Origin of the sequence: Streptomyces sp. CBMA156, assembly GCF_014596515.1 — a bacterium.
Lineage (GTDB): Bacteria > Actinomycetota > Actinomycetes > Streptomycetales > Streptomycetaceae > Kitasatospora.
Genome location: NZ_MSJQ01000140.1, coordinates 1 through 21,954, shown reverse-complemented (window position 1 = coordinate 21,954; position 21,954 = coordinate 1). Strand labels below are relative to the sequence as shown.

At 73.2% G+C, this 21,954-nt stretch carries 18 protein-coding genes and 2 pseudogenes; 14 read left to right on the top strand and 6 right to left on the bottom strand.

Translation table 11 applies throughout. The annotated features are described in order from the left end of the window. Positions 1 to 162: 162 nt before the first annotated feature. The 6 genes and pseudogenes from BU198_RS11850 to BU198_RS11825 form a co-directional block, all read left to right on the top strand. Positions 163 to 288: pseudogene (locus tag BU198_RS11850) on the top strand (universal stress protein); the annotation flags it as partial. Positions 289 to 473: 185 nt separating this feature from the next. Beyond that, on the top strand, positions 474 to 1,679 hold the full coding sequence (locus BU198_RS11845) for a cytochrome P450 (protein ID WP_188296795.1): 1,206 nt from the start codon (positions 474 to 476) through the stop codon (positions 1,677 to 1,679). Between the two features lie 3 nt (positions 1,680 to 1,682). Further along, positions 1,683 to 1,883, top strand: a complete 201-nt coding sequence (locus BU198_RS11840) for a ferredoxin (RefSeq protein ID WP_188296794.1) — start codon at positions 1,683 to 1,685, stop codon at positions 1,881 to 1,883. A gap of 292 nt (positions 1,884 to 2,175) precedes the next feature. Further along, positions 2,176 to 4,326, top strand: a complete 2,151-nt coding sequence (locus BU198_RS11835) for an NACHT domain-containing protein (RefSeq protein ID WP_188296793.1) — start codon at positions 2,176 to 2,178, stop codon at positions 4,324 to 4,326. Between the two features lie 163 nt (positions 4,327 to 4,489). Then, positions 4,490 to 4,924, top strand: coding sequence for a chromosome partitioning protein (locus BU198_RS11830; protein WP_188296792.1), 435 nt, complete (start codon positions 4,490 to 4,492; stop codon positions 4,922 to 4,924). Then, a complete protein-coding gene (locus BU198_RS11825) occupies positions 4,921 to 7,068 on the top strand; it encodes an NACHT domain-containing protein (RefSeq protein ID WP_188296791.1) in 2,148 nt (715 codons plus the stop codon). Before BU198_RS11830 ends, BU198_RS11825 begins: the two co-directional genes overlap by 4 nt. Positions 7,069 to 7,145: 77 nt before the next feature. Here the strand turns inward: BU198_RS11825 and BU198_RS11820 are convergent, their stop codons facing one another. Beyond that, positions 7,146 to 8,960, bottom strand: coding sequence for an ABC transporter ATP-binding protein (locus tag BU198_RS11820; protein WP_188296805.1), 1,815 nt, complete (start codon positions 8,958 to 8,960; stop codon positions 7,146 to 7,148). A 244-nt stretch (positions 8,961 to 9,204) separates the two neighbouring features. Further along, complete coding sequence (locus BU198_RS11815) at positions 9,205 to 10,146, bottom strand: GlxA family transcriptional regulator (protein ID WP_188296790.1); 942 nt, start codon at positions 10,144 to 10,146, stop codon at positions 9,205 to 9,207. A gap of 71 nt (positions 10,147 to 10,217) precedes the next feature. Here BU198_RS11815 and BU198_RS11810 point away from each other — a divergent pair, with 71 nt between their 5' ends. Beyond that, complete coding sequence (locus BU198_RS11810; protein WP_188296789.1) at positions 10,218 to 10,850, top strand: HD domain-containing protein; 633 nt, start codon at positions 10,218 to 10,220, stop codon at positions 10,848 to 10,850. Between the two features lie 17 nt (positions 10,851 to 10,867). On the opposite strand, the gene BU198_RS11805 is transcribed toward BU198_RS11810, so the two are convergent. Continuing rightward, positions 10,868 to 11,560: a polysaccharide deacetylase family protein gene (locus BU198_RS11805; RefSeq protein WP_411293178.1), complete on the bottom strand. Its 693-nt coding sequence runs from the start codon at positions 11,558 to 11,560 to the stop codon at positions 10,868 to 10,870. 335 nt (positions 11,561 to 11,895) lie between these two features. Between BU198_RS11805 and BU198_RS11800 the strand changes: the two genes are divergently transcribed. The 6 genes from BU198_RS11800 to BU198_RS11775 all read left to right on the top strand — a co-directional run bounded on the left by BU198_RS11800 (position 11,896) and on the right by BU198_RS11775 (position 18,016). Beyond that, the gene (locus BU198_RS11800; RefSeq protein WP_188296787.1) at positions 11,896 to 12,576 is read left to right on the top strand and encodes a response regulator transcription factor; all 681 of its coding nucleotides are present in this window, start codon (positions 11,896 to 11,898) and stop codon (positions 12,574 to 12,576) included. After that, positions 12,573 to 14,027, top strand: a complete 1,455-nt coding sequence (locus BU198_RS11795) for a HAMP domain-containing sensor histidine kinase (protein WP_317620076.1) — start codon at positions 12,573 to 12,575, stop codon at positions 14,025 to 14,027. Before BU198_RS11800 ends, BU198_RS11795 begins: the two co-directional genes overlap by 4 nt. Further along, positions 14,024 to 14,512, top strand: coding sequence for a GerMN domain-containing protein (locus tag BU198_RS11790; protein WP_188296786.1), 489 nt, complete (start codon positions 14,024 to 14,026; stop codon positions 14,510 to 14,512). Before BU198_RS11795 ends, BU198_RS11790 begins: the two co-directional genes overlap by 4 nt. A gap of 186 nt (positions 14,513 to 14,698) precedes the next feature. Continuing rightward, positions 14,699 to 16,243, top strand: a complete 1,545-nt coding sequence (locus tag BU198_RS11785) for an MFS transporter (protein ID WP_188296785.1) — start codon at positions 14,699 to 14,701, stop codon at positions 16,241 to 16,243. Between the two features lie 137 nt (positions 16,244 to 16,380). Beyond that, positions 16,381 to 16,770 (top strand): SCO5389 family protein, encoded by a 390-nt coding sequence (locus BU198_RS11780; protein WP_188296784.1) that lies wholly within the window; start codon positions 16,381 to 16,383, stop codon positions 16,768 to 16,770. Positions 16,771 to 16,978: 208 nt separating this feature from the next. Beyond that, a complete protein-coding gene (locus BU198_RS11775) occupies positions 16,979 to 18,016 on the top strand; it encodes an LLM class flavin-dependent oxidoreductase (protein WP_188296783.1) in 1,038 nt (345 codons plus the stop codon). A gap of 139 nt (positions 18,017 to 18,155) precedes the next feature. On the opposite strand, the gene BU198_RS11770 is transcribed toward BU198_RS11775, so the two are convergent. Then, positions 18,156 to 18,632 carry a Uma2 family endonuclease gene (locus BU198_RS11770; RefSeq protein ID WP_317620075.1) on the bottom strand — a complete coding sequence of 159 codons (477 nt, stop codon included), beginning with the start codon at positions 18,630 to 18,632 and terminating at the stop codon, positions 18,156 to 18,158. Positions 18,633 to 18,746: 114 nt separating this feature from the next. On the opposite strand from BU198_RS11770, the gene BU198_RS11765 reads away from it, so the two are divergent. Continuing rightward, a complete protein-coding gene (locus tag BU198_RS11765) occupies positions 18,747 to 19,754 on the top strand; it encodes an NADP-dependent oxidoreductase (protein WP_188296781.1) in 1,008 nt (335 codons plus the stop codon). A gap of 92 nt (positions 19,755 to 19,846) precedes the next feature. Here BU198_RS11765 and BU198_RS11760 read toward each other — a convergent pair whose 3' ends face one another. Both BU198_RS11760 and BU198_RS11755 read right to left on the bottom strand, forming a co-directional pair. After that, a complete protein-coding gene (locus tag BU198_RS11760; protein ID WP_317620074.1) occupies positions 19,847 to 21,295 on the bottom strand; it encodes a WGR domain-containing protein in 1,449 nt (482 codons plus the stop codon). Positions 21,296 to 21,443: 148 nt separating this feature from the next. Next, positions 21,444 to 21,954: pseudogene (locus tag BU198_RS11755) on the bottom strand (hypothetical protein); the annotation flags it as partial.

Below are 21,954 nucleotides of genomic sequence, written 5' to 3'. Positions count from 1 at the left end.
CGGCCCCGAAGCCCGGGCCCGCCGGTGGCGGCGCGGTGGCGGCGACGCCGGGCGGACAGCACCGTGGTCTGGGGGCCGAGGACCCACAGGACGGTGCAGATGAACGCGAACGACTCCGCGCCCCGCGTCGTGGTCGGCGTCGACGGCTCGCCGTCGTCCTACGCCGAGCTGCTGGTGGTCGGCAGCCACGGCCGCGGCGGCTTCACCCGGGCCCTGCTCGGCTCGGTGAGCGCCCACTGCGCGCAGTACGCGACCTGCCCGGTGGTCATCGTCCGCGCCCGGGACTGATCCGCGCCGGCATTGCCTTCGCCATCCTTCATTGCAACGAGCCATTGCATTCGCGTTCAGCGTCATTGCATCAATTTGCCGATGCTCACCTGGGAAAGCGCCTTCAAGGCGATTGACACTCCGTCAAAACGCAACGTAGCTTTCCAGTATCGCAAACGCTCGGCAACGCGAAATGAGGAATGGCCATGAGCGAATCCCCGCACACCCTCGCGGCAATGCCGACGACACGTCGGGCCGGCTGCCCCTTCGACCCGCCGGCCGAGCTGACCGACGCCCGCCGGCACGCTCCCATGAGCCGCTTCACCTTCCCCGGCGGAGAGCCCGGCTGGGTGATCACCGGGTACGACCTGGTCAGGTCGGTGCTGGCCGACTCCCGGTTCAGCTCGCGCAAGGAGCTCATGCTCCACCCGACCATCGACTACGGGGGCATCCAGGCTCCTCCGGCGCCGCCCGGCGAGTTCCTCCTCATGGACGAGCCCCTGCACAGCCGCTACCGGAAGCCGCTGACCGGCAAGTTCACCGTACGGCGGATGCGGCTGCTCGCCGAGCGCGTCGCCCGGATCACCACCGAACGCCTGGACGCCATGGAGGAGACCGGGCCGCCGGCGGAGCTGGTGACCGCGTTCGCCAAGCCCATCCCCGCCATCGTGATCTGCGAGCTGCTGGGAGTGCCGTACCAGGACCGGGACTCCTTCCAGGAGCAGGTCGACTCGTTCATGAACGGGGAGACCAGCGACGAGGACATGCTGGCCGCCTACACCGCGACCCAGGACTACCTCGCCCGGCTGGTGGCCGCCAAGCGCGCGCACCCCACCGACGACGTGCTCAGCGACCTCACCGACAGCGACCTCACCGACGAGGAGCTGAAGGGGATCAGTCTGATCCTGCTCGCGGCCGGGCTCGACACCACCGCCAACATGCTGGCGCTCGGCACGTTCGCGCTGCTGCGCAACCCGGAGCAACTGGCCGCGCTGCGCGCCGACCCCTCGCTCACCGGCCGGGCCGTGGAGGAACTGCTGCGGTACCTGAGCGTCGCCAAGACGTTCATGCGGACGGCACTGGAGGACGTCGAACTCGGCGGCCGGACCGTCAGGGCCGGCGAGCGGCTGATCCTCTCGTACAACACCGCCAACCGCGACCCCGACCGCTTCCCCGATCCCCACGCGCTCGACCTCCACCGGCAGAACGGCGGGCACCTGGCCTTCGGCCACGGCATCCACCAGTGCCTGGGCCAGCAACTGGCCCGCGTCGAGATGCAGGTCGCCTTCCCCGCCCTGCTCGACCGCTTCCCCACGCTGCGCCTGGCCGTCCCGCCGGAGGACGTCGCGCTGCGCCCGGAGATCGCGGACATCTACGGGGTCAAGAGCCTCCCCGTCACCTGGGACGCGTGACCGATGAGGATCACCGTGGACTCCGGGCGCTGCATCGGCTCCGGAATGTGCGTGCTGACGGCGGGTGAGGTGTTCGACCAGCGCCAGGAGGACGGCACGTCCTTCGTGCGGCAACCCGAGCCGCCCCCGGAAGCGCTGGAGGCGGTCCGCGAGGCCGTCGACCTGTGCCCCGCCTCGGCGATCACCCTGTCGACCGACCGCTAGGCGGCTCCGCCGGGCCTCCCGGGCCTTGTGGCACCAGCCCTCCCCCGGCCCCGCCGACCCGCTCGCGCGCGACACCTGCCGTCGCGTCAACCACACGTGCGGGTAAGACAATCCGACATGTCCTGAGCAGGCCTGAGGTTCGTTCTTCGCGTCACACGACCGCCCCCCCGGGGCTAAGGTTGGTGCACCGACGAACGCGTCCTGCAGAGGGAGCGAACATGGTGGGCATGGAGCCGGCAGCCGACTGTCCCTTCGGTGACCACGGCCGGCCGGACGACCGCATCGGGCCCCGGTGACCGGCGCGGCGCCGGGCAGCGGGCCGTACACCGTCTACGACGGCCCGACCGCGGCGCAGCACGGCGACCACGGCATCCAGAACAACTACTTCACCGCGCGCTTTCCCGATCCGGTGGAGACGGCGGCACAGGGGCTGGGCACCGTGGTGCTGGCGCAGTGGCGCCAGGAGGCCGCTCTGCGCGGGCTGCTGGGCCCGGAGCCGGTTCCCGTCCGGTGGCGTGCGGAACACGGCGGGGAGGTCGGTGACCACCCCCACCTGACGGGGGATCCCGGCGAGGGGAGCGCCGCGGACCCGGTCTCCTTCACCGACGCGTTCCTGCGCCTGCGGCGGCGCAGGCTGGTCGTGCTGGGCGGGCCGGGCAGCGGAAAGAGCAGCCTGGCCGTACTGCTGGTGATCGAGCTGCTGCAGCGGATGCGCGAGGCGGCTCCGGTCCCGGTCCTGCTGTCGCTCGCCTCCTGGCGGCCGGGCGCGGAGCACGTCGTCGGGTGGCTGGAACGGCAACTGCTGCGCGAGTACCCCTACCTGGGACGGGAGACGGTCGACAGCCTCGTCCGGGGGCAGCGGGTCCTGCCCGTGCTCGACGGCCTGGACGAGCTGCCCGTCGCCGAGCGAGCGGAAGCGCTGCTGAAGCTCAACGACGCCCTCCTGACCGGCGGTCCCCTGGTGCTGACCTGCCGGACCGACGACTACGTCGCGGCGGTCCGCTCGGCGTCCGTGCTCCGCTCGGCCGCCGTGGTCCGGGCCGAACCCCTGACCGCCGGGGAAGCCGCCGGGTACCTGCTCAGGTCCGCCACGCCCCAGCACCAGGACCGCTGGCGCCCGCTCACGGACGCGCTGCGCGAGGACCCGTCCTGCCCCGCGGCCGAAGTCCTGACGGTCCCGCTCATGCTGTGGCTGTGCCGCACCGCCTACGAGCGTCCGACGCCGGACTCTGGTCCAGGAGACCTCGCCGACCGGGGTCGCTTCCCCACCGCCGGAGCGATCGAGGGCCACCTGCTGGACTCACTCGTCCCGTCGGTCTACCCCTCCGGCCCGCTGCCGCCTCCCCAGCCCGGCCGACGGGCCTCGGGCGGGCAGCCCTGGGAGGGCCGGCACCGGGATCCGGAGAGCGTGTCCCGCTGGCTCGGCTTCCTCGCCCGGCACCTCGAACAGCACGGCAGGACCGACCTCGCCTGGTGGGAACTGGGCACCGCCATGCGGCTCGTGCAGCGCATGACCGTGACCGGACTCGTCTCGGGAGCCTGCGTCGCACTCCTCAACGGGCCGATAGACGGGGTCATCGTCTTCTTCGCCGGGCCCGGCCGGGGCCTCACGGGCAGGCTCGCGTACGGGCTGGAGTCCATGGTCGCGGACGCCCTGATCGGCGCCCTCCCGACCGCCCTGGTCTTCGCGCTCGCGCACGGGATCGGCTTCGTGTCCAAGGGCGCGGCCCTGGAGCCCTCGCACGTACGGATGCGCCTCGGCGGCAGGGCGGGAGGATCACGCGCCAGGTCCGTTCCCGAGATCCTCGCGCGCGCCGGTACCGGACTCGCGGCGGGCCTGGCGGGCGGGGCCGGGATCGGACTCCTCCAGGGGCTGGCCAGAACCGGTCTCCTGGCCGACGCGCCGCGGCTCATGGTCGGACTGGTCGACGCGGTCGCCTACGGGTTCCTGTTCGCACTCGCGGGCGCGCTCATGGGCGGGCTGATGGCCTGGTTCGAGGCCCCCGTCGCCATCGAATCGGCCCAGGGACCCCGCGACCTGCTGGACACGAACCGCAGAACCGTGTGCCTGCAGTGGATCATGTCCGCACCGGTCCTCGTGAGCGTGATCGGGGTCGGAGGCTGGCTCCTCATGGAGCTTCTCGACGGCTCCCTCTGGGGCGTCCGACCCACCCTGGACGTCCTGACCAGGCTCAGACTCGGGCTCCTCATCGCGCTCGGGGGCGGGCTCGGGATGATGCTCAGCCTGACCGCCTGGGGCCAGTGGACGGTCCTCGCACGCGTCTGGCTGCCGCTGACCGGACAGCTGCCCCACGCGGCGATGACGTTCCTGGAGGACGCCCACCAGCGGGGCGTGCTGCGCAAGGTCGGCGCCGTCTACCAGTTCCGCCACGTACACCTCCAGCACCACTTCGCCCGGCTCCCGGACCAGCGGCACCGGTGACCAGCCTGATCACATGTCATCTGACGCCACGTCAATTATGTGCCGGAGCAGGGCAGTCCAGCGGAAGACGGCCGCGTGTGGGCTTTGTGCTTCGTGCCACGCGGCCGGGCTCGCGCAGCTACTGTCGGTGCACCGACGAACGTGTCCTGCGGAGGGAGCGAACATGGTGGGCATGGAGCTGGTGGTCGGGTATCTCTTCGCGTGGGCCGTGGGCAAGGCGAAGCGGGTGGCGGGCCGGGTGGACGAGGAGGTCGACGGGGCGCTGGACGCCGGGATGGACCGCCTGCACGACGTGGTGCTCACCCGTCTGGGCACGGAGCCCGCGCTGGAACGGATGGTGGAGGAGGCCGGCTCGGGCCTGGAGGAGCCGACCGCACGCACCCGGCAGCGGCTGGAGCTGGCCCTGGAGGACGCGGCCGAGAACGACACCGACTTCGCCGGGACACTGCGGCAGGCCGTGGAGGAGGTCGAGGCGGTCAAGGCGGCCGTCGATCCGGGACACGGCGGGCCGACGGTGAGCGGGAACACGTTCAACGGGCCGACCGCGGTCATGCTCGGCGACCACGGACGACAGGACAACCACTTCGGATCCCCGTGACCGGTGCGCAGCCGGACGGCGGGCCGTCCATCGTCACCAACGCCCCCACCGGCGTGCAGATCGGCAACCACAACGTCCAGAACAACTACTTCACCGTGCGCTTCCCCGATCCGGTGGAGACGGCGGCACAGAAGCTGGGGAAGGTGGTGCTGGCCCAGTGGCGGCAGGAGGCCGCCCTGCGCGGCCTTCACGGGCCGGAGCCGATTCCCGTCCGGTGGTCCGCGAAGCGCGCCGAGGAAGTCGGCGACCACCTCCGTCTGACGGGGGATCCGGTCGAGGGGAGCACCGCGGACCTGGCGTCCTTCGCCGGCGCGTTCCTGCGCCTCCGGCAGCAGCGGCTGGTCGTCCTGGGCGGGCCTGGCAGTGGCAAGACGACCCTGGCCGTACTGCTGGTGATCGAGCTGCTGGAGCGGATGGGCGAGGGCGGCAAGGTCCCGGTCCTGCTGCCGCTCGCCTCCTGGCGCCCCCGGGTGGACCACCTGGAGACCTGGCTGGAACGGCAGTTGCTCCGCGAGTACCCCTACCTGGGCCTTCGGACGATCCGCACCCTCGTCCAGGAGCGGCGCGTCCTGCCCGTGCTCGACGGCCTGGACGAGCTGCCCGCCGCCGAGCAGCCGGAAGCCCTCATGAGGCTCAACGCCCTGGCGGAGGGTGCTCCCCTGGTCCTGACCTGCCGTACCGGTGACTACGACAGGACCATCGGTTCCGTTCCCGTGCTCCGCTCGGCCGCCGTGGTCCAGGCCGAGCCCCTGACCACCGGGGAGGCCGCCGACTACCTGCTCGGGTCCGCCACACCGCAGCACCAGGACCGCTGGCGCCCGCTCACCGACGCGCTGCGCGAGGACCCGTCCTGCCCCGCGGCCGAAGTCCTGACGGTCCCGCTCATGCTGTGGCTGTGCCGCACCGCCTACGAACGTCCGGCCGAGGGCGTCCTTCCCGGTGACCTCACCGACCGGGACCGCTTCCCCACCACCGAGGCGGTCGAGAGCCACCTGCTGGACTCGCTCGTCCCCTCGGTCTACCCCTCCGATCCCCTGCCGCCTCCCCAGCCCGGCCGGAAGGCGCCGCGCCGGCGGGCGTGGGAGGGCCGGCGCCGGGACCCGGAACGGGTGTCCCGCTGGCTCGGCTTCCTCGCCCGGCACCTCGAACAGCGCGGAAAGCCCGACCTCGCCTGGTGGGAACTGGGCACCTCCATGCGGCTCGTGACGCGCATGACCGTGACCGGACTCGTCTCCGGGGCGTGCATCGGACTCCTCATCGGGCCCATGGACGGGGTCCTCACCGCGTACACCGCGGCCGGGTCCGGCCTCGTCCCCGGGCTTGCGCAGGGGCTCCTCATCACGGTCGTGGACGGGCTGATCAACGGCCTGCCCGCCGTCCTGGTCTTCGCGCTCGCGCACGGGATCGGCTTCGTGTTCAGGGGCGCGGCCCTGGAGCCGTCGCGCGTCCGGATCGGTTTCGGCAGCAGGACGGGGACGTCGGGTGCCAGATCCGGTCCCGAGATCCGCTCCCGGGCCGCAATGGGGTTCGTGGGAGGGCTGGCGGGCGGGGCCGGGGTCGGCCTCCTCCAGGAGGTGATCAGGGGTTTCCTCTGGCACGATCCGGCCTGGCCCAGGGTCGCGCTGGTGGACGCGGTCCTCTTCGGGTTCATGTTCGCGGTCGCGGGCGGGCTCATGGGCGCGCTGATGGCCTGGCTGGAGGCCCCCGTCGCCATCGAGTCGGCCCCTGACCCCCGCGATCTGCTGGACCTGAACCGCAGGACCGTGCTCCTGCAGTGGCTCATGTTCGCACCGCTGCTCGGGTCCGTGGTCGGGCTCTCGGGGTGGCCCGTCGTCGCGGTCCTCGACGGCGAGCTCTGGGGCATCGAGCTGGCCTGGGAGGTCATGGACGGGATCAGGTTCGGGGTCCTCACCGCGCTCGCGGGCGGGCTCGGCACCATACTCAGCGTGACCGCGTGGGGCCAGTGGACGGTCCTCGCACGCGTCTGGCTGCCGCTGACCGGACGGCTGCCAGGGGCGGCGATGACGTTCCTGGAGGACGCCCACCAGCGGGGCGTGCTGCGCAAGGTCGGCGCCGTCTACCAGTTCCGCCACACCCGCATCCAGCACCACTTCGCCCGGCTCCCGGACCGGCGCCGCCGGTGACCGGCGGCTCCCCCTCTCCCGCACGAGCAGCGTGACGCCGTCCGCCTGACGGCCGAGGAGGCACGCGTGCGGGGCCGTCAGGGTTTCCCGGCGCGGGGGCCCGGGATCCGGCGGTCGTTCTGCAGGGTCCACAACTCGTGGAACAGGCCGCCGGTGTCGGCGACGAGGTCGGCGAACGTCCCCTGCTGGATGATCCGGCCCCGGTCGAGGACGACGATCCGGTCGGCGATGGCGACGTTGGCGAGCCGGTGCGTCACCAGGACGACGGCGCGGTCCTCGGCGAGCCCGCGCAGGCCCGCGAAGATCCGGTGCTCCGCCCGGGCGTCGAGGGCGCTGGTCGGTTCGTCCATCACCAGGAGGCCGGCCTGCCGGTGGAACGCGCGGGCGATCGCGATGCGCTGCCACTGGCCGCCGGAGAGTTCCTCCCCTCCCCACCACTCCCTGGCGAGCAGGGTGTCCAGGCCGGAGCGGAGTCCGGCGACGACCTCGTCCGCGCCGGCCGCCTCCGCCGCCGCGAGGACCGCGGCATCGCCGCGTGCGGCCGGCTGCCCGAGATGGATGTTGTCGCGGGCGGACATCGGCCAGCGGGCGAAGTCCTGCGGCACCACGGCCACCCGGCCCCAGAGCGCACCGGGTTCGATGTCCGCGATGTCGGTCCCGTCCCAGCGCACCGTGCCGCCGGTGGGGAGGTAGAGCGCGGAGATGACGCGGGAGAGCGTCGTCTTCCCGGCGCCGTTCTCGCCGACCAGCGCGAGGATCTCGCCCCGGCGGACGGTCAGGTCGATCCCGCTCAGCGTGTTCCTCTCGCTGCCGGGGTAGCGGTAGTCCATGGCGCAGATCGCGATCTCCTTCGGATCGCCCGGCGCCTTCCGGCCGCGCGCCATCCGGTGACCGCCGGCCTCCTCCAGGAAGTCCGACCAGTCGTCCAGGTAGAGGCCCGTACGGAACAGCCGGGTGCCCTCGCCGATGATGCCGCGCACGCCGGCCGTGGCCGTCTGGAGGCCGATGACGGCCGTCCCGGCGGACGGGATGCTGATCCGGCCGCTCGCCATCAGCAGCACCAGGGCGCCCCACACCACCACGGAGCCGGCACCGCCGCCGAGCGCCCCGACGGTGGCCGCCTTGGCGCCCTTCCAGACGGCGCGGTCCATCGTGCGGTCCACCCGTGCCCCGGTGGACCGGTAGTGGGAGAGGAGGAAGCCGCCCATGGTGTTGGAGCGGATCTGGTCGGCCGCGTGCTTGTCGACGACGTACCAGCGCAGCATGCCCAGCATCCGGCGGTCGGAGTTCGTCTCGACCGACGACAGGTAGTGCACCCGGGCCGCCCGGATCGACGCGACGCCCTGCGGAAGGCCCGCCAGGACCAGCAGCGGCAGCAGGACCGGGTGCAGGTAGGCGAGGACACCGGCCGCGCCGACCAGCGAGGCGGCGGCCGCCATGATCGTCTGCGACTCGCCGAGGAGGTCGGGCGCCACGTCCGCACCCCGGTCCGCGGCCTCCCAGCGGTCGTTGTACCCGGCGGTGTCGTACGCGCACAGCTCGGCGTCCAGGGCCGCCGTCAGGAGCATCAGCTCGGCCTCCCGGCCGATCCGCGGCGCCAGACGCCCGTTCAGGGCGGAGATCGCGATCCCGAGGCCGGAGCGCAGCGCCGCGGCCCCGGCGACCACGGAGATCGCGGGAGCCGCGTCCGACAGCCGGCCCGCGATCGGACCGTCGCCGACCAGCGCCGAGATGATGCTCGTGGTCGCGACGAGTCCGCTCGCCCCCAGGACGGCGGAGACGGCCTGGCAGGCCAGCAGCGCGACGACGGACGGACGGTCGACCCGCCACCCGAGCGCGAGGGCCCGCCGGATGAGCTGCGGCAGCCGGCGGGCCATCGCCCAGGCCGTCATCGAACGGCCGGCCTCCTCCCTGCGGTCTGAAGCTGACGACCAGGACAGTTCCTCGGACACCGTGCCTCCTTCGGCGGAGATCGGAGCGACGAGGCTACGGGAGGGCCGGCAGCGCCTCACCGGTAGCCGTCCACACGCACTCGATCGAGTGAACACCGATGCGTAACACGCGCGCGGCGCAGCCAAGTTGGCCTGCTTCGCAGCCCACGGGGAAGGCGCCGGCCCCCTGGTCCACGCGGCTGCGCTACGCCCTGAAGGTGGCCCGGTAGTCCGCGGGCGACGTGCCGACATGGCGGTGGAAGGCCGCGCGGAAGGCGGCGGGGCTGCCCAGTCCGCTGAGCCGGGCGACCTGTTCGACGGGGGTCGTGGTCGTCTCCAGGAGTTCCCGCGCCCAGTCGATGCGGGCGGCGGTGAGCCAGGCCATCGGCGAGGTGTCCGTCTCCTGCTGGAAGCGGCGGATGAACGTCCGCCGGGACATGTGCGCGTGCTGGGCCAGCTCGTCCACGGTCTGCCGGCGGGCGAGGTTGTCGAGCATCACGGCACGGACCGGCGCGAGTTCCTCGCCCCGGGCGGGCGGCCGGAACCGGTCGATGAACTGTGCCTGGCCGCCTGGGCGTTGGGGCGGGGCGACGAGGGCCCGGGCGCGGGCGTTGGCGGCCGCGGCGCCGAAGTCCCTGCGGATGACGTGCAGGCACAGGTCGACGCCCGCGGTCACGCCGGCCGAGGTGAGGACGTCGCCGTCGTCGACGTAGAGCCGGTTGGGCCGGACGTCGATCCGGGGGTACCGGCGCTGGAGCGCCGCGGCGTCCAGCCAGTGGGTCGTCGCGGGGCGCCCGTCCAGCAGCCCGGCCGCCGCCAGGACGAACGCACCCGTGCAGATCGACACCAGACGGGCACCGCGCGCGTGCGCCGAGCGGATCGCCGCCAGTGCCGCGGCGGGAGGCGGCTCTTCCGGGTCCTGGCAGCCGGGGACGACGACCGTGCCGGCGCCCTCCAGCGCCTCCAGCCCGGCGTCCGCGGCGACGGTGAACCAGCCGCTGCGCACCGGCCCGGCCGCCGGATCGGTGCAGACGGTGACCTCGTAGTGCGGGTCAGACCCGAAGGCCTGCACCGGGATGCCGAGGTCGAGCGGGAGGACCCCGGGAAGTGCCAGCACCGCGACCCGGTGCGCTTCGATCGCCGTCATGGCACGATCCTAGCGACCCATGGCCCGCGTGCCACTGTCGAGACCGAGGGCCCGGTTCCTAACCTTCGGCCATGGACTTCTCACTCGACCTGCCGACCGGCCCCCTGGCCGAGGCCATCCTCGCCGCCGTGCACTCCTCCGAGACCCCGCCGGTGGCCAACCACAGCGTGCGCAGCTTCCTCTTCGCCGAGCTCCTCGCCGCCCACGAGGGCTGCCTGGACGACGCCGCCTACGACCGCGACCTGCTGTTCGCCGCGACCGTCCTGCACGACCTGGGCACCGGCACCCTGGCGAAGGGCGAAGCCCGCTTCGAGGTGGAGGGCGCCGACCTGGCGGCCGACCTGCTGCGCGGTCACCAGGTGCCCGAGGCGGACATCGACCGCGTCTGGGAGGCGATCGCCCTGCACACCTCCCCCGGCATCGCCGAGCGCCGCGGGCTGCTGAGCCACCTCACCCGCGAGGGCGTGGGCGCCGACTTCGGACGCAACGCGGCCCTCGTCTCCCGGCAGGCGGAGCGGATCCACGCCGCCTACCCCCGCCTGGCCATGGTCCGCTCGCTCGTCGACGCGATCGTGGAGCGAGCCGCCCGGTCGGACGCCGCGGCACCCCGCCACTCGCTCGGCGGCGAACTGCTCCGCGAGCGCCGGGCCGGCGGCGTGACCGAACTGGAGCGCTCCGCCGCCTCCTGCCCCTGGGGCGAGTAGCCGCAGGCCCCTGCGGCTCACTGCTGGGGGAAGCTGAAGGCGTAGCCGTTGTCCTTGAGCCAGGGCAGGAGCTGTTCGAGGGCGGCGAGGGTCTGGGCGCGGTTGCCGCCGCCGTCGTGGAGGAGGACGGTGGGGCCGATGCGCAGCTGGGCCTTCGCGGTCTCGACGATCCGGTCGGCGCCGGGGCGTTCGAAGTCGCGGGTGTCGACGTTCCAGCCGAGCGGGCGCATGCCGTGGGCGGCGGCGATCTGGCGGCTCTCGGGAGTGAAGGCGCCGCCGGGGGCGCGGTAGTAGGGGACGGGGGCGCCGCCGGTGGCGTCCTGGACCATCGTCAGGCCGTCGACGATCTCCTTCTCCTGGTAGGCGACGTCCTTGTGGTCCATGGCGGTGTCGTGGCTGACGCTGTGGTCGCACAGCCGGTGGCCGGCGGCGACGACCTGCCTGGCGAGGTCGGGGTGGGCCTGGGCGTTGGGGCCGAGCATGCAGAAGACGGCCTTGGCGTCGTTGCGGGCGAGGACGTCGAGGACGCGCGGTGTCCACTGCGGGTCGGGGCCGTCGTCGATGGTGAGGTTGACGGTCTTGCCCGGGTCCTCGGACTGGCGGGAGATGCTCATGTCCGCCACCGGTGCGGGCAGGGTCGGGTCCGGGGCCGTGGCGGCGGGAGCGGCCGGGGAGCCGGTGGGCTGGGTGAGCCGCTCGGGCGCCTTCATCAGCACACCGGCGGCACCGAGCAGGGTGAGCGCCGCCGCGCCCAGGACCGCGGTCCGCAGCACGGCGGTCCGCCGACGGGCGGGGTGGGACGTCACCCCGACCCGGGGGTACCAGCTCGGCGGCGTGGGGTCGGACGGCTTCGGCTCGTGGTGCTCGCGCATGGTGCTCCTCGGACGACTCGGTGGGGCCCGGAGGTGTCCCGGGTCGGTGTGCCTCCACCGTCCGTCGCGCGGTTGCGGGGTCTGTGAGCCGTGTATGAGCGTTTCGCAACAACCTGCGGCCCACCCCGCGCCACAGCCGTGTTTCCGCAGGTGAAGAGCGGATACTGACTGGCATGTCACGGGTACTGCTGATCGAGGACGACGACTCCGTACGGGAGGCGCTCACGCTGGGCCTGCGCCGCCAGGGCCACGAGGTGCGCGCCGCCGCCACCGGCGAGGAGGGCCTGGAGCGCGCCCACGCCGAGCCGCCGGACATCGTGGTGCTGGACCTGATGCTGCCCGGGATCGACGGCTTCGAGGTGTGCCGGAGGCTGCGGCAGACCGGCCCCACCCCGGTGATCATGCTCACCGCGCTCGGCGACGACGTGGACACCGTCCTCGGTCTGGAGGCGGGGGCCGACGACTACGTGGTCAAGCCCGCGCAGTCCCGGGTGCTGGACGCCCGCATCCGGGCCGTGCTGCGCCGCGCGGGCGGTCCGGGGCCGGAGCCCGTTCGGGAGGCGCACGGCGACCTGGTCCTCGACCGGGCCGCGCTGACCGTCACCAAACGCGGCGCCCCGCTACTGCTGGCCCCCGGCGACCTGCGCCTGCTGCTGGAGCTGGCCGCCGCCCCCGGGCGGGTGTTCAGCCGTGAGCAACTCCTCGAATCCGTCTGGGGGCTGGGCCGCCAGGACGACATCCGGCTGGTCGACGCCGGAGTGAACCGGCTGCGCGCCAAGATCGAGGACAGCCCGTCCGAGCCGCGCTACATCCAGACCGTCCGCGGCTTCGGCTACCGCTTCGGGCCGCTGTGACCACCGAACCCCTGCCGCGCAGGACCCGGCTGCGCCGCGCCGCCGCCGGCCTGCGGCCCCGGCTGCTGGCCGCGTTCGTCGCCGTCGCCGCCCTGAGCGCGCTGGCCACCGCCACCCTGACCTACCGGGCCGCCACCAACTCCACCCTGGAACTCACCCAGGACACCACCCTGGACGAGCTGCGCCGCCGCGTCGACACCCTCGCCCCCGGCCTGCCCTTCCCGCCGACCCAGGGCGAACTCGACAGTCTGGCCGGCCAGTTGTCCGGCACCGGCGGCTTCCGCGACTGGCGCGTCCTGGCCGCCCACGGCACCGACCACTCCGAGTGGACCCAGCCCGTCGCCGTCCCGCCCGCGCTGGAGAAGACCGTGAACGCCGGCCACGCCGCCTTCCAGCGCTTCAGCGCCGACGGCCACCCCTGGCTCGCCGCCGGCATCCCCGTCACCGACGCCGCCGCGCCCCACGCCCCCTCGGGACTCACCGTCTACGCCCTGCTCCCGCTCGACCGCGAGCAGAGCGCCAGCGACGCCCTGCTCGCAGCGGCCGCCGGGGCGGGCGCCTTCGCCGCCGTCCTCGCCGCGGGCCTCGCCCTGCTCGCCGCCCGCCAGGTCCTGCGCCCGGTCCGGGCGCTCGGCGACGTCGCCCACGCCCTCGCCCAGGGCAGACTCGACACCCGCCTCACCGTCACCGGGCACGACGAACTCGCCCAGCTCTCCAAGACGTTCAACCACACCGCCCGCACCCTTCAGGGCACCATCGAGGAGTTGCGCGCCGTCGAGTCCCAGGGCCGGCGCTTCGCCGCGGACGTCTCCCACGAGCTGCGCACCCCGCTGGCGGCGATGCTCGCCGTCACCGACATCCTCGACGAGGACGCCGAGCACCTCCCCGAGGACACCGCCACCGCCCTGCGCATGATCAGCAACGAGACCATCCGGCTCACCCGGCTGGTCAACGACCTCATCGAGATCTCCCGCCTGGACGCCGGGGCGGCCCCGCTGCACACCGAGACCGTCGACGCCGCCACCGCCGTCCGCGAGACCCTCGACCTGCGCGGCTGGGTCGACCAGGTCGAGCTGGACCTGCCCGGAGAACTACGGGTGCGCCTGGACCCGCGCCGCTTCGACGTCGTCGTCGCCAACCTGGTCGGCAACGCCCTGCGGCACGGCCGACAGCCCGTACGGGTCTCCCTGCGCGGCACGGACGAGGACCTCGTGCTCACCGTCACCGACCGCGGCCCCGGCATCCCACCCGCCGAACTGCCGCACCTGTTCGACCGCTTCTACAAGGCCGACAAGGCGCGTCGGCGCTCCGAGGGCAGCGGGCTCGGGCTCGCGATCGCCCAGGAGAACGCCCGGCTGCACGGCGGCCTCATCGAGGCGGCCAACTCCCCCGACGGCGGCGCGGTGTTCACCCTCGTCCTGCCCCTCGGCGTCGTCACGGAGGACCAGTGACCATCCACCACCGCCTCGCCGCCGGCGCGGCCCTGCTCCTGCTCCTGCCCGCCACCGGCTGCTCGATCTCCGGCACCGGCGCGGTGAGGAGCGGGAAGCCGGCCACCGGCGTCCAGCCGGGCACCCGGCTGTACTTCCTCGACCAGCACGGCATCCGGCTGTCCATCCGCCCGGGCCCACGACGCGAGGACCTCCAGCAGACCTTCGACACCCTGCTCGCCGGACCGGACCGCGCCGAGGCGAGCTCCGGCCTGTACAGCACCCTGCCCGCCTCCGGCCGGGTCCAGGCCACCGCCACCCCCGGCACGATCACCCTGCGCCTGTCCTGGCCCGCCGCCTCACTGTCCGCCCCCACGATCCAGCAGCTCGTCTGCACCGCCGAGGACGCCCCCGCCGGATCCGGGCCGCCGCCGAAGATCGCCATCGTCAGCAGCGACGCCCCCTCCGCCATCCAGCAGCAGTGCGACCTGCACCGCGCCGGCTGACGCACCCCGCCACGGCTGCCCGGGCCGTAGACCGGCCCGGGTGAGCACGGCACCCACGGCGCCGGCGGGGCCGAGATGTCCGTAATGAACGATTGTGTTCCCTATCCCCCGGGGATACCGTCGGTAGTGGTGAACGAATCCGTCCCCTGCCCGTCGTTCACCCCCGAACCCATTGGGGGACCTGCCATGGCCACCTCGCGCGCCCTGGCCGAGGCTTCGCCCGCGACCGCACGTCGGGGCCAGCACCCGGGGATTGCCCTCACCGTCATCGCGGCCACACAGCTGATGGTCGTGCTCGACATCACGATCGTGAACATCGCGCTGCCGCACATCCAGCGGGCGCTGAGCTTCAGCACCACCGACCTGTCCTGGGTGATCAACGCCTACACCCTCACCTTCGGCGGGCTGCTGCTGCTCGGCGGACGGGCCGGCGACATCCTCGGGCGGCGGCGGGTGTTCGTCGTCGGCGTCCTGGTCTTCAGCATGGCCTCGCTGCTCGGCGGCGTCGCACAGTCCTCCGGCTGGCTGCTGGCCGCCCGGTCCCTCCAGGGACTGGGCGGCGCCATCGCCTCACCGACCGCACTCGCGCTGATCGCCACCAACTTCAGGGAGGGCCCGGAGCGCAACCGGGCCTTCGGCGTGTTCTCCGCCGTCGCCGGGGCCGGCGGCGCGATCGGTCTGCTGCTCGGCGGCATGCTGACGTCCTGGCTGTCCTGGCGCTGGGTGCTCTTCGTCAATGTGCCGATCGGCATCGCGATCGCGCTGCTGGCACCGCTCTACATCAACGAGTCCGAACGGCACCCCGGGCGCTTCGACCTGGCCGGCGCGTTCTCCGCCACGGCGGGCATGGTCTCGCTGGTGTACGGCTTCATCCGCGCCTCCGCGCACGGCTGGACGGACCCCGTGACGCTGACCGCGTTCGGCCTGGCCGTCGTGCTGCTGGCGGCCTTCCTGGTCCACGAGCGGCGGGTGCCGCAGCCGATCACCCCGCTGCACCTGTTCCGCAACCGCAACCGCTCCGGCGCGTACGCGCTGATGCTCTGCGTGGCCGCGACGATGTTCAGCATCTTCTTCTTCATCACCCTGTTCGTGCAGGAGATCCTCGGCTTCAGCCCGCTGCGGGCCGGCTTCGCGTTCCTGCCGATCAGCGTCGCGATCGTGGCCGCCGCCCAGTTCGCGGCCCGCACCCAGGTGCGGTTCGGCGCCAAGCCCTTCCTGGTGGCCGGTTCGCTGCTGGTGCTGGGCGGGGTGATCTGGGCGACCAGGATCGACATCGACAGCAGCTACGTGGGCGGCATCCTCGGGCCGACCCTGATGTTCGGCTTCGGCATGGGCTCGATCTTCGTCCCGGCGTTGCTGACCGCCGTCTCCCGGGTCGCCCCGCACGAGACCGGCGCCGCCACCGGCATGCTCAACACCACCCAGCAGGTCGGCGGCTCGCTCGGGCTGTCGATCCTCGTCACCGTGTACGGCACGGCCAGCCGCAACGAGGCCCGGCAGCAGGCCGCCGCGTTCCTGCGGCAGGCCACCCCGCAGCAGGCCGCCCAGTTCCGGGCCACCGGCCGGCTCCCGGCGCCGTACTCCTCGCAGGTGCTGGTGCACGGCATCGGCAGCGCGTTCCAGATGGGCGTGGTGTTCGCCGCGCTGGCGGTGACGATCGCGGTGTTCGTCATCAAGGCCGGCCGGCTGCCGCTGCCGCCCGCCGTCAGCTCTTCGAGGGGCAGTGCTTGACAGGGCGTCAGGGTGACCGGGAGAGTCTTTCTTGCAATGGTTTTCATCTTCGATAACCGCTGCGGGCGACTGCCGCCTGCCCACCTGCGGGTGAGCGCCGCCCATCGAAGCCCACGCCCTCCCGAAAGAGGACCGCCATGTCGCTCGACGTCTCCCCCGCCCTCCTCGACCAGGCCCGGCAGGGCCGCGTCGACGAGGCCGAGTTCCTGGACACCGTCCGGGCCTCGCTCCCGTACGCCTACCAGGTCGTCGCCGGGCTCAGCACCGAACTCGCCGCCGGAGAAGAGGAGTTCACCACCGACAACACCACGCCCAGCGACGAGCAGCGGGCCCAGCTGCTGCGCGCCCTCGCCAGCAACGCGATCCGCGGCAGCCTGGAGGACCACTTCGGCGTGAAGCTCGCCTTCGTCAACTGCCACCGCGTCGGCGCCTTCCGGCCGGGCACCGAGGACAGCGCGGCGTACCGCGAGTTCACCTCGCTGCACAACCAGATCCGCAACCAGAGCCCGGAGCTGCGCAGCTGCTGACGGCTGCCGGACGCGACCTGCCCGCGGCGGCTCCCACCCCGGTTCCGAGGGGGTGGGAGCCGCCGCACGTGTCGCCGTGTTGCGCCCCGTTGCGGGCCGGTGTCCGGATCGCGCGGCGATCTTGTCGCACGGCCCGGCGCCTGCGTACGTTCGGAACGCACCACCAGACCGGCCCGCCCCGGGCCGCCCTCACCCCGCGGAGCCCACCATGTCGCCGGACCCTCGCCCACTGCGGAAACTCGGCTTCCTGACCATCGGGCTCTTCGACGAGGCGGACCCGCGCCGGGGCCACGAGTCCACCCTGGAGATCATCGCCCTCGGCGAGCGGCTCGGCTTCGACAGCGCCTGGCTGCGCCACCGCCACCTCCAGTACGGCATCTCCTCCCCGGTCGCCGTCCTCGCCGCCGCCACCCAGCGCACCAGCCGCATCCAGCTCGGCACCGCCGTCACCCCGCTCGGCTGGGAGAACCCGCTGCGGCTCGCCGAGGACCTGGCCACCGTGGACGTGCTCTCCGGCGGCCGGCTCAACCCCGGCTTCAGCGTCGGCCCGCCCGTCCACTACGAGCACGTGCGCGGGGCGCTCCACCCCGACACCGCCGGGCAGGAGGACTTCAGCCCCCGGCGCGCCGAACGGCTGATCGCCCTGGTGCGCGGCGAGGACGCCTCCGACTTCGCGGGCACCGAGGGCATCGAGGTCTACTCCCGCCGGGTCCAGCCGCACTCCCCCGGCCTCGGCTCCCGGCTCTGGTACGGCGCCGGGAGCCTGCGCTCGGCCCGCTGGGCCGGCGAGCAGGGGCTCAACCTGCTCACCAGCAGCGTGGTGAAGGCCCAGGACGCGGACGACCCGGGCCCGCTCGACTTCGCCGCCATCCAGGCCGCCCAGATCCGCGCCTTCCGCGAACGCCACCCCGACGGCGAGCGCGCCCGGGTCTCCCAGGGCCTGGTGGTCATCCCCACCGACAGCGCCACCCCCGACCAGCGCGCCAGGTACGAGGCGTACGCCCTCGCCCGTACCCCGCGCACCGTCGCCCCGCAGGGCCCGGCCCGGATGCTCTTCGCCCCCGACCTGGTCGGCACCACCGAGCAGCTGGTCGAGCGGCTGCACGCCCACGCCGCCTACCGCGAGGTCGACGAGGTCGCCTTCGCCCTGCCCTTCTCGTTCGAGCACGAGGACTACGTGCAGATCCTCACCGACCTGGCCACCCGCCTCGGCCCCGCCCTCGGCTGGCGCCCGGCCGGGGACTGAGGAACGGCTCCCCGGAGGCCGCCGTCCGGGTGCGCCCGCCACGAGCGCCACAGCCCTGGCACCGGCGTCACGGGAAGCGGTGGCCCGCCCTGTCCGCGTCGACATCGACCCGGGCGCGCGGGGTGACCAGAGGTCAGCCTCAGAACTCGCCGGTTTCGATGTCGAGTTCGAACGGCTCGGGCAGCCGCACCGGCACGCCGAACGGGTGCGGGCCCTCGATCCGGGTGTACCCGAGCGCGCCGGGCTGGGAGAACAGTGTGCAGGCCCGCTCCTGCCGGTCCACCAGGAGGTAGAGCGGCGCGCCGAACTGGGCGTAGCGGCGGCGTTTGACCGTCCGGTCGGTCTCGGCGTCCGAGGGGGAGGTCGCCTCGACCACGAGGACGGTCTGGTCGGGGCACAGCGCCCCGTCCACTCTGGCCAGTTCGGCCGGGACGACGGCCAGATCCGGCACGTAGCAGTCCGCCGTACCCGGCAGGACGAGGTCGCCGGAGCCGGTGCGCAGTCTTCTCGGCCCGAGGACCGGAGTGAGCTGCAGGCGGAGCAGGTCGATGGTGTGCTGGTGTGCCCAGGAGTGCGCCACCGGGGTGGTGACTCCCTCGATGGTCTCCGTTTCCACGGGAGGAAGCCTATCGGCGTTTCCGGGGATCACCGGCTCTGGTCAATGAAATAAGCGCTTGCTTAGAATCGGGCGTGTGTGTAGCCGTGGAACCCGAGCGCTCCAGGAGATGTCATGGCCGGAACCAACCGTCAGATACGCCTCGCCCGTCGGCCGGTCGGGGAGGTGCGGCCGGAGGACTGGGCGCACGGGGAGGAGGCGGTTCCGGAGCCCGGGGACGGGGAATTCCTGGGGCGGACGCGGTACGTGTCGCTGGATCCGGCGATGCGCGGGTGGCTGGACGACCGGCCGTCGTACCTGCCGCCGGTGGGGCTCGGCGAGGTGATGCGGGCGGGCTCGGTGGTGGAGGTCGTCGCGTCCAACCACCCGGGGTTCCGGGTCGGCGACCACGTGGTCGGCAGCTTCGGGGTGCAGGAGTACGCGGTGTCGGACGGCAAGGGCGCGCTCACCGTCGATCCCGCGCTCGCCCCGCTGTCGACGTACCTGGGCGCCCTCGGGTTGCCCGGCATGACGGCGTACTTCGGGCTGCTGGAGGTCGGGGCGCTCAAGAAGGGCGAGACCGTCGTCGTCTCCGGCGCCGCCGGGGCGGTCGGCAGCCTGGTCGGGCAGATCGCCAAGGTGAAGGGCTGCCGGGTGGTCGGCATCGCGGGCGGCCCCGCGAAGTGCGCGCTGCTCACCGGGGAGCTGGGCTTCGACGCCGCGATCGACTACCGCGCGGAGGACGTCCGCAAGGCGCTGCGCACCCACGCCCCGGACGGCATCGACGTGTACTTCGACAACGTCGGCGGCCCGGTCCTGGACGCCGCACTGACCCGCCTGGCGCTGCACGCCCGGGTAGTGGTCTGCGGCGCGATCAGCCAGTACAACAACGAGGGCGCCGTGCAGGGCCCGTCCAACTACCTGTCCCTGCTGGTGCGACGGGCCCGGATGGAGGGCTTCGTGGTGTTCGACTACGCCCGCCGGTACCCGGAGGCGGCCGCCGAACTCGCCGGCTGGATAGCGGACGGCCGGATCAAGGTCAGGGAGCAGGTGGTGGAGGGCACCGTGGACGACTTCCCGGACACCTTCGGGATGCTGTTCCGGGGCGAGAACACCGGCAAGCTGGTGCTGCGCCTGGCCTGAAGCTCCTCGGGCGGCCGCCACCCCCGTACGGCCGCCCGAGGTCGACAGGTCGACGGGGCACCACGTCGACAGGTCACCGAACCGACAGCAGGTCAGAGCAGGCGCTTGATCTCGCCGCGCGCCCGGTAGAAGCCCCCGGAGGCGGACTCCCGCACCTCGGCGACCAGGTAGCGGGCCCCGGCGATCCGGACGTCCTTGGGGAACTGCACCCGCCAGGACGGGTCGTAGCCCTGCGACACCACCCGCACCCGCAGCCGGGCGCCGTCCTGGACGCACTCGACCTCGATCTCGCCGCCGGTCCTCGCGGCGGTCACCGTGACCGTCTCCAGCCCGGCGCCGGCCAGCACCGGCTCCCGGTCCGCGCCCTTGACCTCGGCGGTCTTCGGCAGCGTGCCGCCCTCGGCCGCCCGCACCGCCTGCTCACTGGCGTCCAGGCAGGCCAGCGAGCCGTCCGTGGTCACCAGGTAGAGCCGGCCGTCCCGGTACTGCATGCTGTACGCCGAGCCGCAGCCGGTGGCGAGCTTCCACAGCCGGGTGCCGTCGGCGGCGAAGCAGTACACCGAGGAGTGGTTGTCCCCGGCGAAGACGTACTCGCCGTCCGGGGAGGCCGCGCAGGAGAAGACGGCGGCGTCGCAGCGGTAGGCGGCCACCTCGGCGCCGTCCGACTTGCGCAGCCGGTGCACCCAGCCGCGGCCGGTGCCGGCGAACACCTCGTCGGCCTCCTGCCAGCCGAACAGCACTTCGCCCTTGGTCGGGGTGTGCCACCGCGGGTCGCCGCTGCGGTTGTCGTAGCGGGCGACGCCGCGCGAGTGGCCGTGGTAGACGCCGTCGGCGTCGCAGCGCACCATCCAGCCGGCCCGGCCGTCGGCCTGGCGGCGCCACTGGAACTCGTCCTCGTGGTCCACCGTGGTCAGTCCGCCGCGCTCGTCGGCGACGCCGAGCACGCCGTCGTGGATGTCGAGCCAGAAGATGTCCACGTCCTGGGCTATCTCGTACGCCACCCGCGGGACCTTGCCGCCCAGGTCGTACACCTTGCCGTCGTCGCAGCCGGCGTAGATCCACCAGTCGTCCGCGACGATACACTTGACGCCGTCCGGCAGACCGTAGCGGGCCGTCACCTCGCCGTCGTGGGTGAGGGTGTAGACGTCGCCGCGCTCGTTGCCGACCCAGGCGTGCTCCTCGCCGACGAAGATCCCGAAGGCGGGCGAGCCGGAGCGGAAGCGCCACAGCAGCGGCGCCTGACGGGCGGTCGAGCCGCTGCTGACGATCTGCCGCCTGGTCACCGACCGGCGCTGGCGCACTCCCCGGACGGCCGGGGCGTACCCCTTGCGGACCTTCTCGCCGATCTTCTTGGCCGCCGACGCGGACGCCTTCTCCGGGCTCGGGTACGTGGTCGACTTGCTCTGCCCGGGCTCACCGATCCGCCCGTACCGCACCGTCACCACCTGGCCGGCGAGCCGCACCTCGTAGAACTTGTGCGCGCTCCCCTCGTCCTCGGACAGTTCGAGGTACGTGACCTGCTCTTCCACGGCGACGGACACGGCGGAGTCCCCTTTCGGGCAAACGGAGATGGGGGCGTCGGGCGGGACCGGCCCGCCGACATCACCAAAGCTATCGCCAGGCACCGACAGCCGGCCCTGGTGGGTGCCGGTGGGTGCCGGTCCCGGGCGCTCCGCGGACCGCCCGGGGTCAGTACAGCCCGGCCAGGAGGGCGCGCAGCCGTTCGTCCTCGCTGATGATGCCGTACGCGAGGCCGGAGGTGACGATCCGGCCGTCGCGTTCGACGAGGTCGCCAACGTACCGGCCCAGGTCGATGTCCCCGGCGGCGCCCAGCGCGTGCAGGGCCTCGCAGCCGCCCGTCACGTCGGCGCCCGACTCGACCGACCGGAGCGCGGCCTCGGCGAGGCGGCCGAGGTCCACGGTGTCGGGGCCGGCGATGTCGAGCAGCGCGAGGACGGCGCCGGCGGCCTTCTCCGGGTCGTCGAGCAGCGCCTCCAGCCGGGGTATCAGGTCCCGGCCGGCCGCGCCGAGGGAGGCGGCGGCACGCAGGGCGCGGACCACCGTCCAGCGGGCCCACAGCCGTGTCCCGGCGGTGCGGTCGAGGACGGACGCCAGGATCCGGACGGCCTCCTCCGCGTCGCCGTCGATCTGCCAGAACGCGCGGGCCGTCGCGACGTCGGCGTCCAGCTGCGGGGCGGTC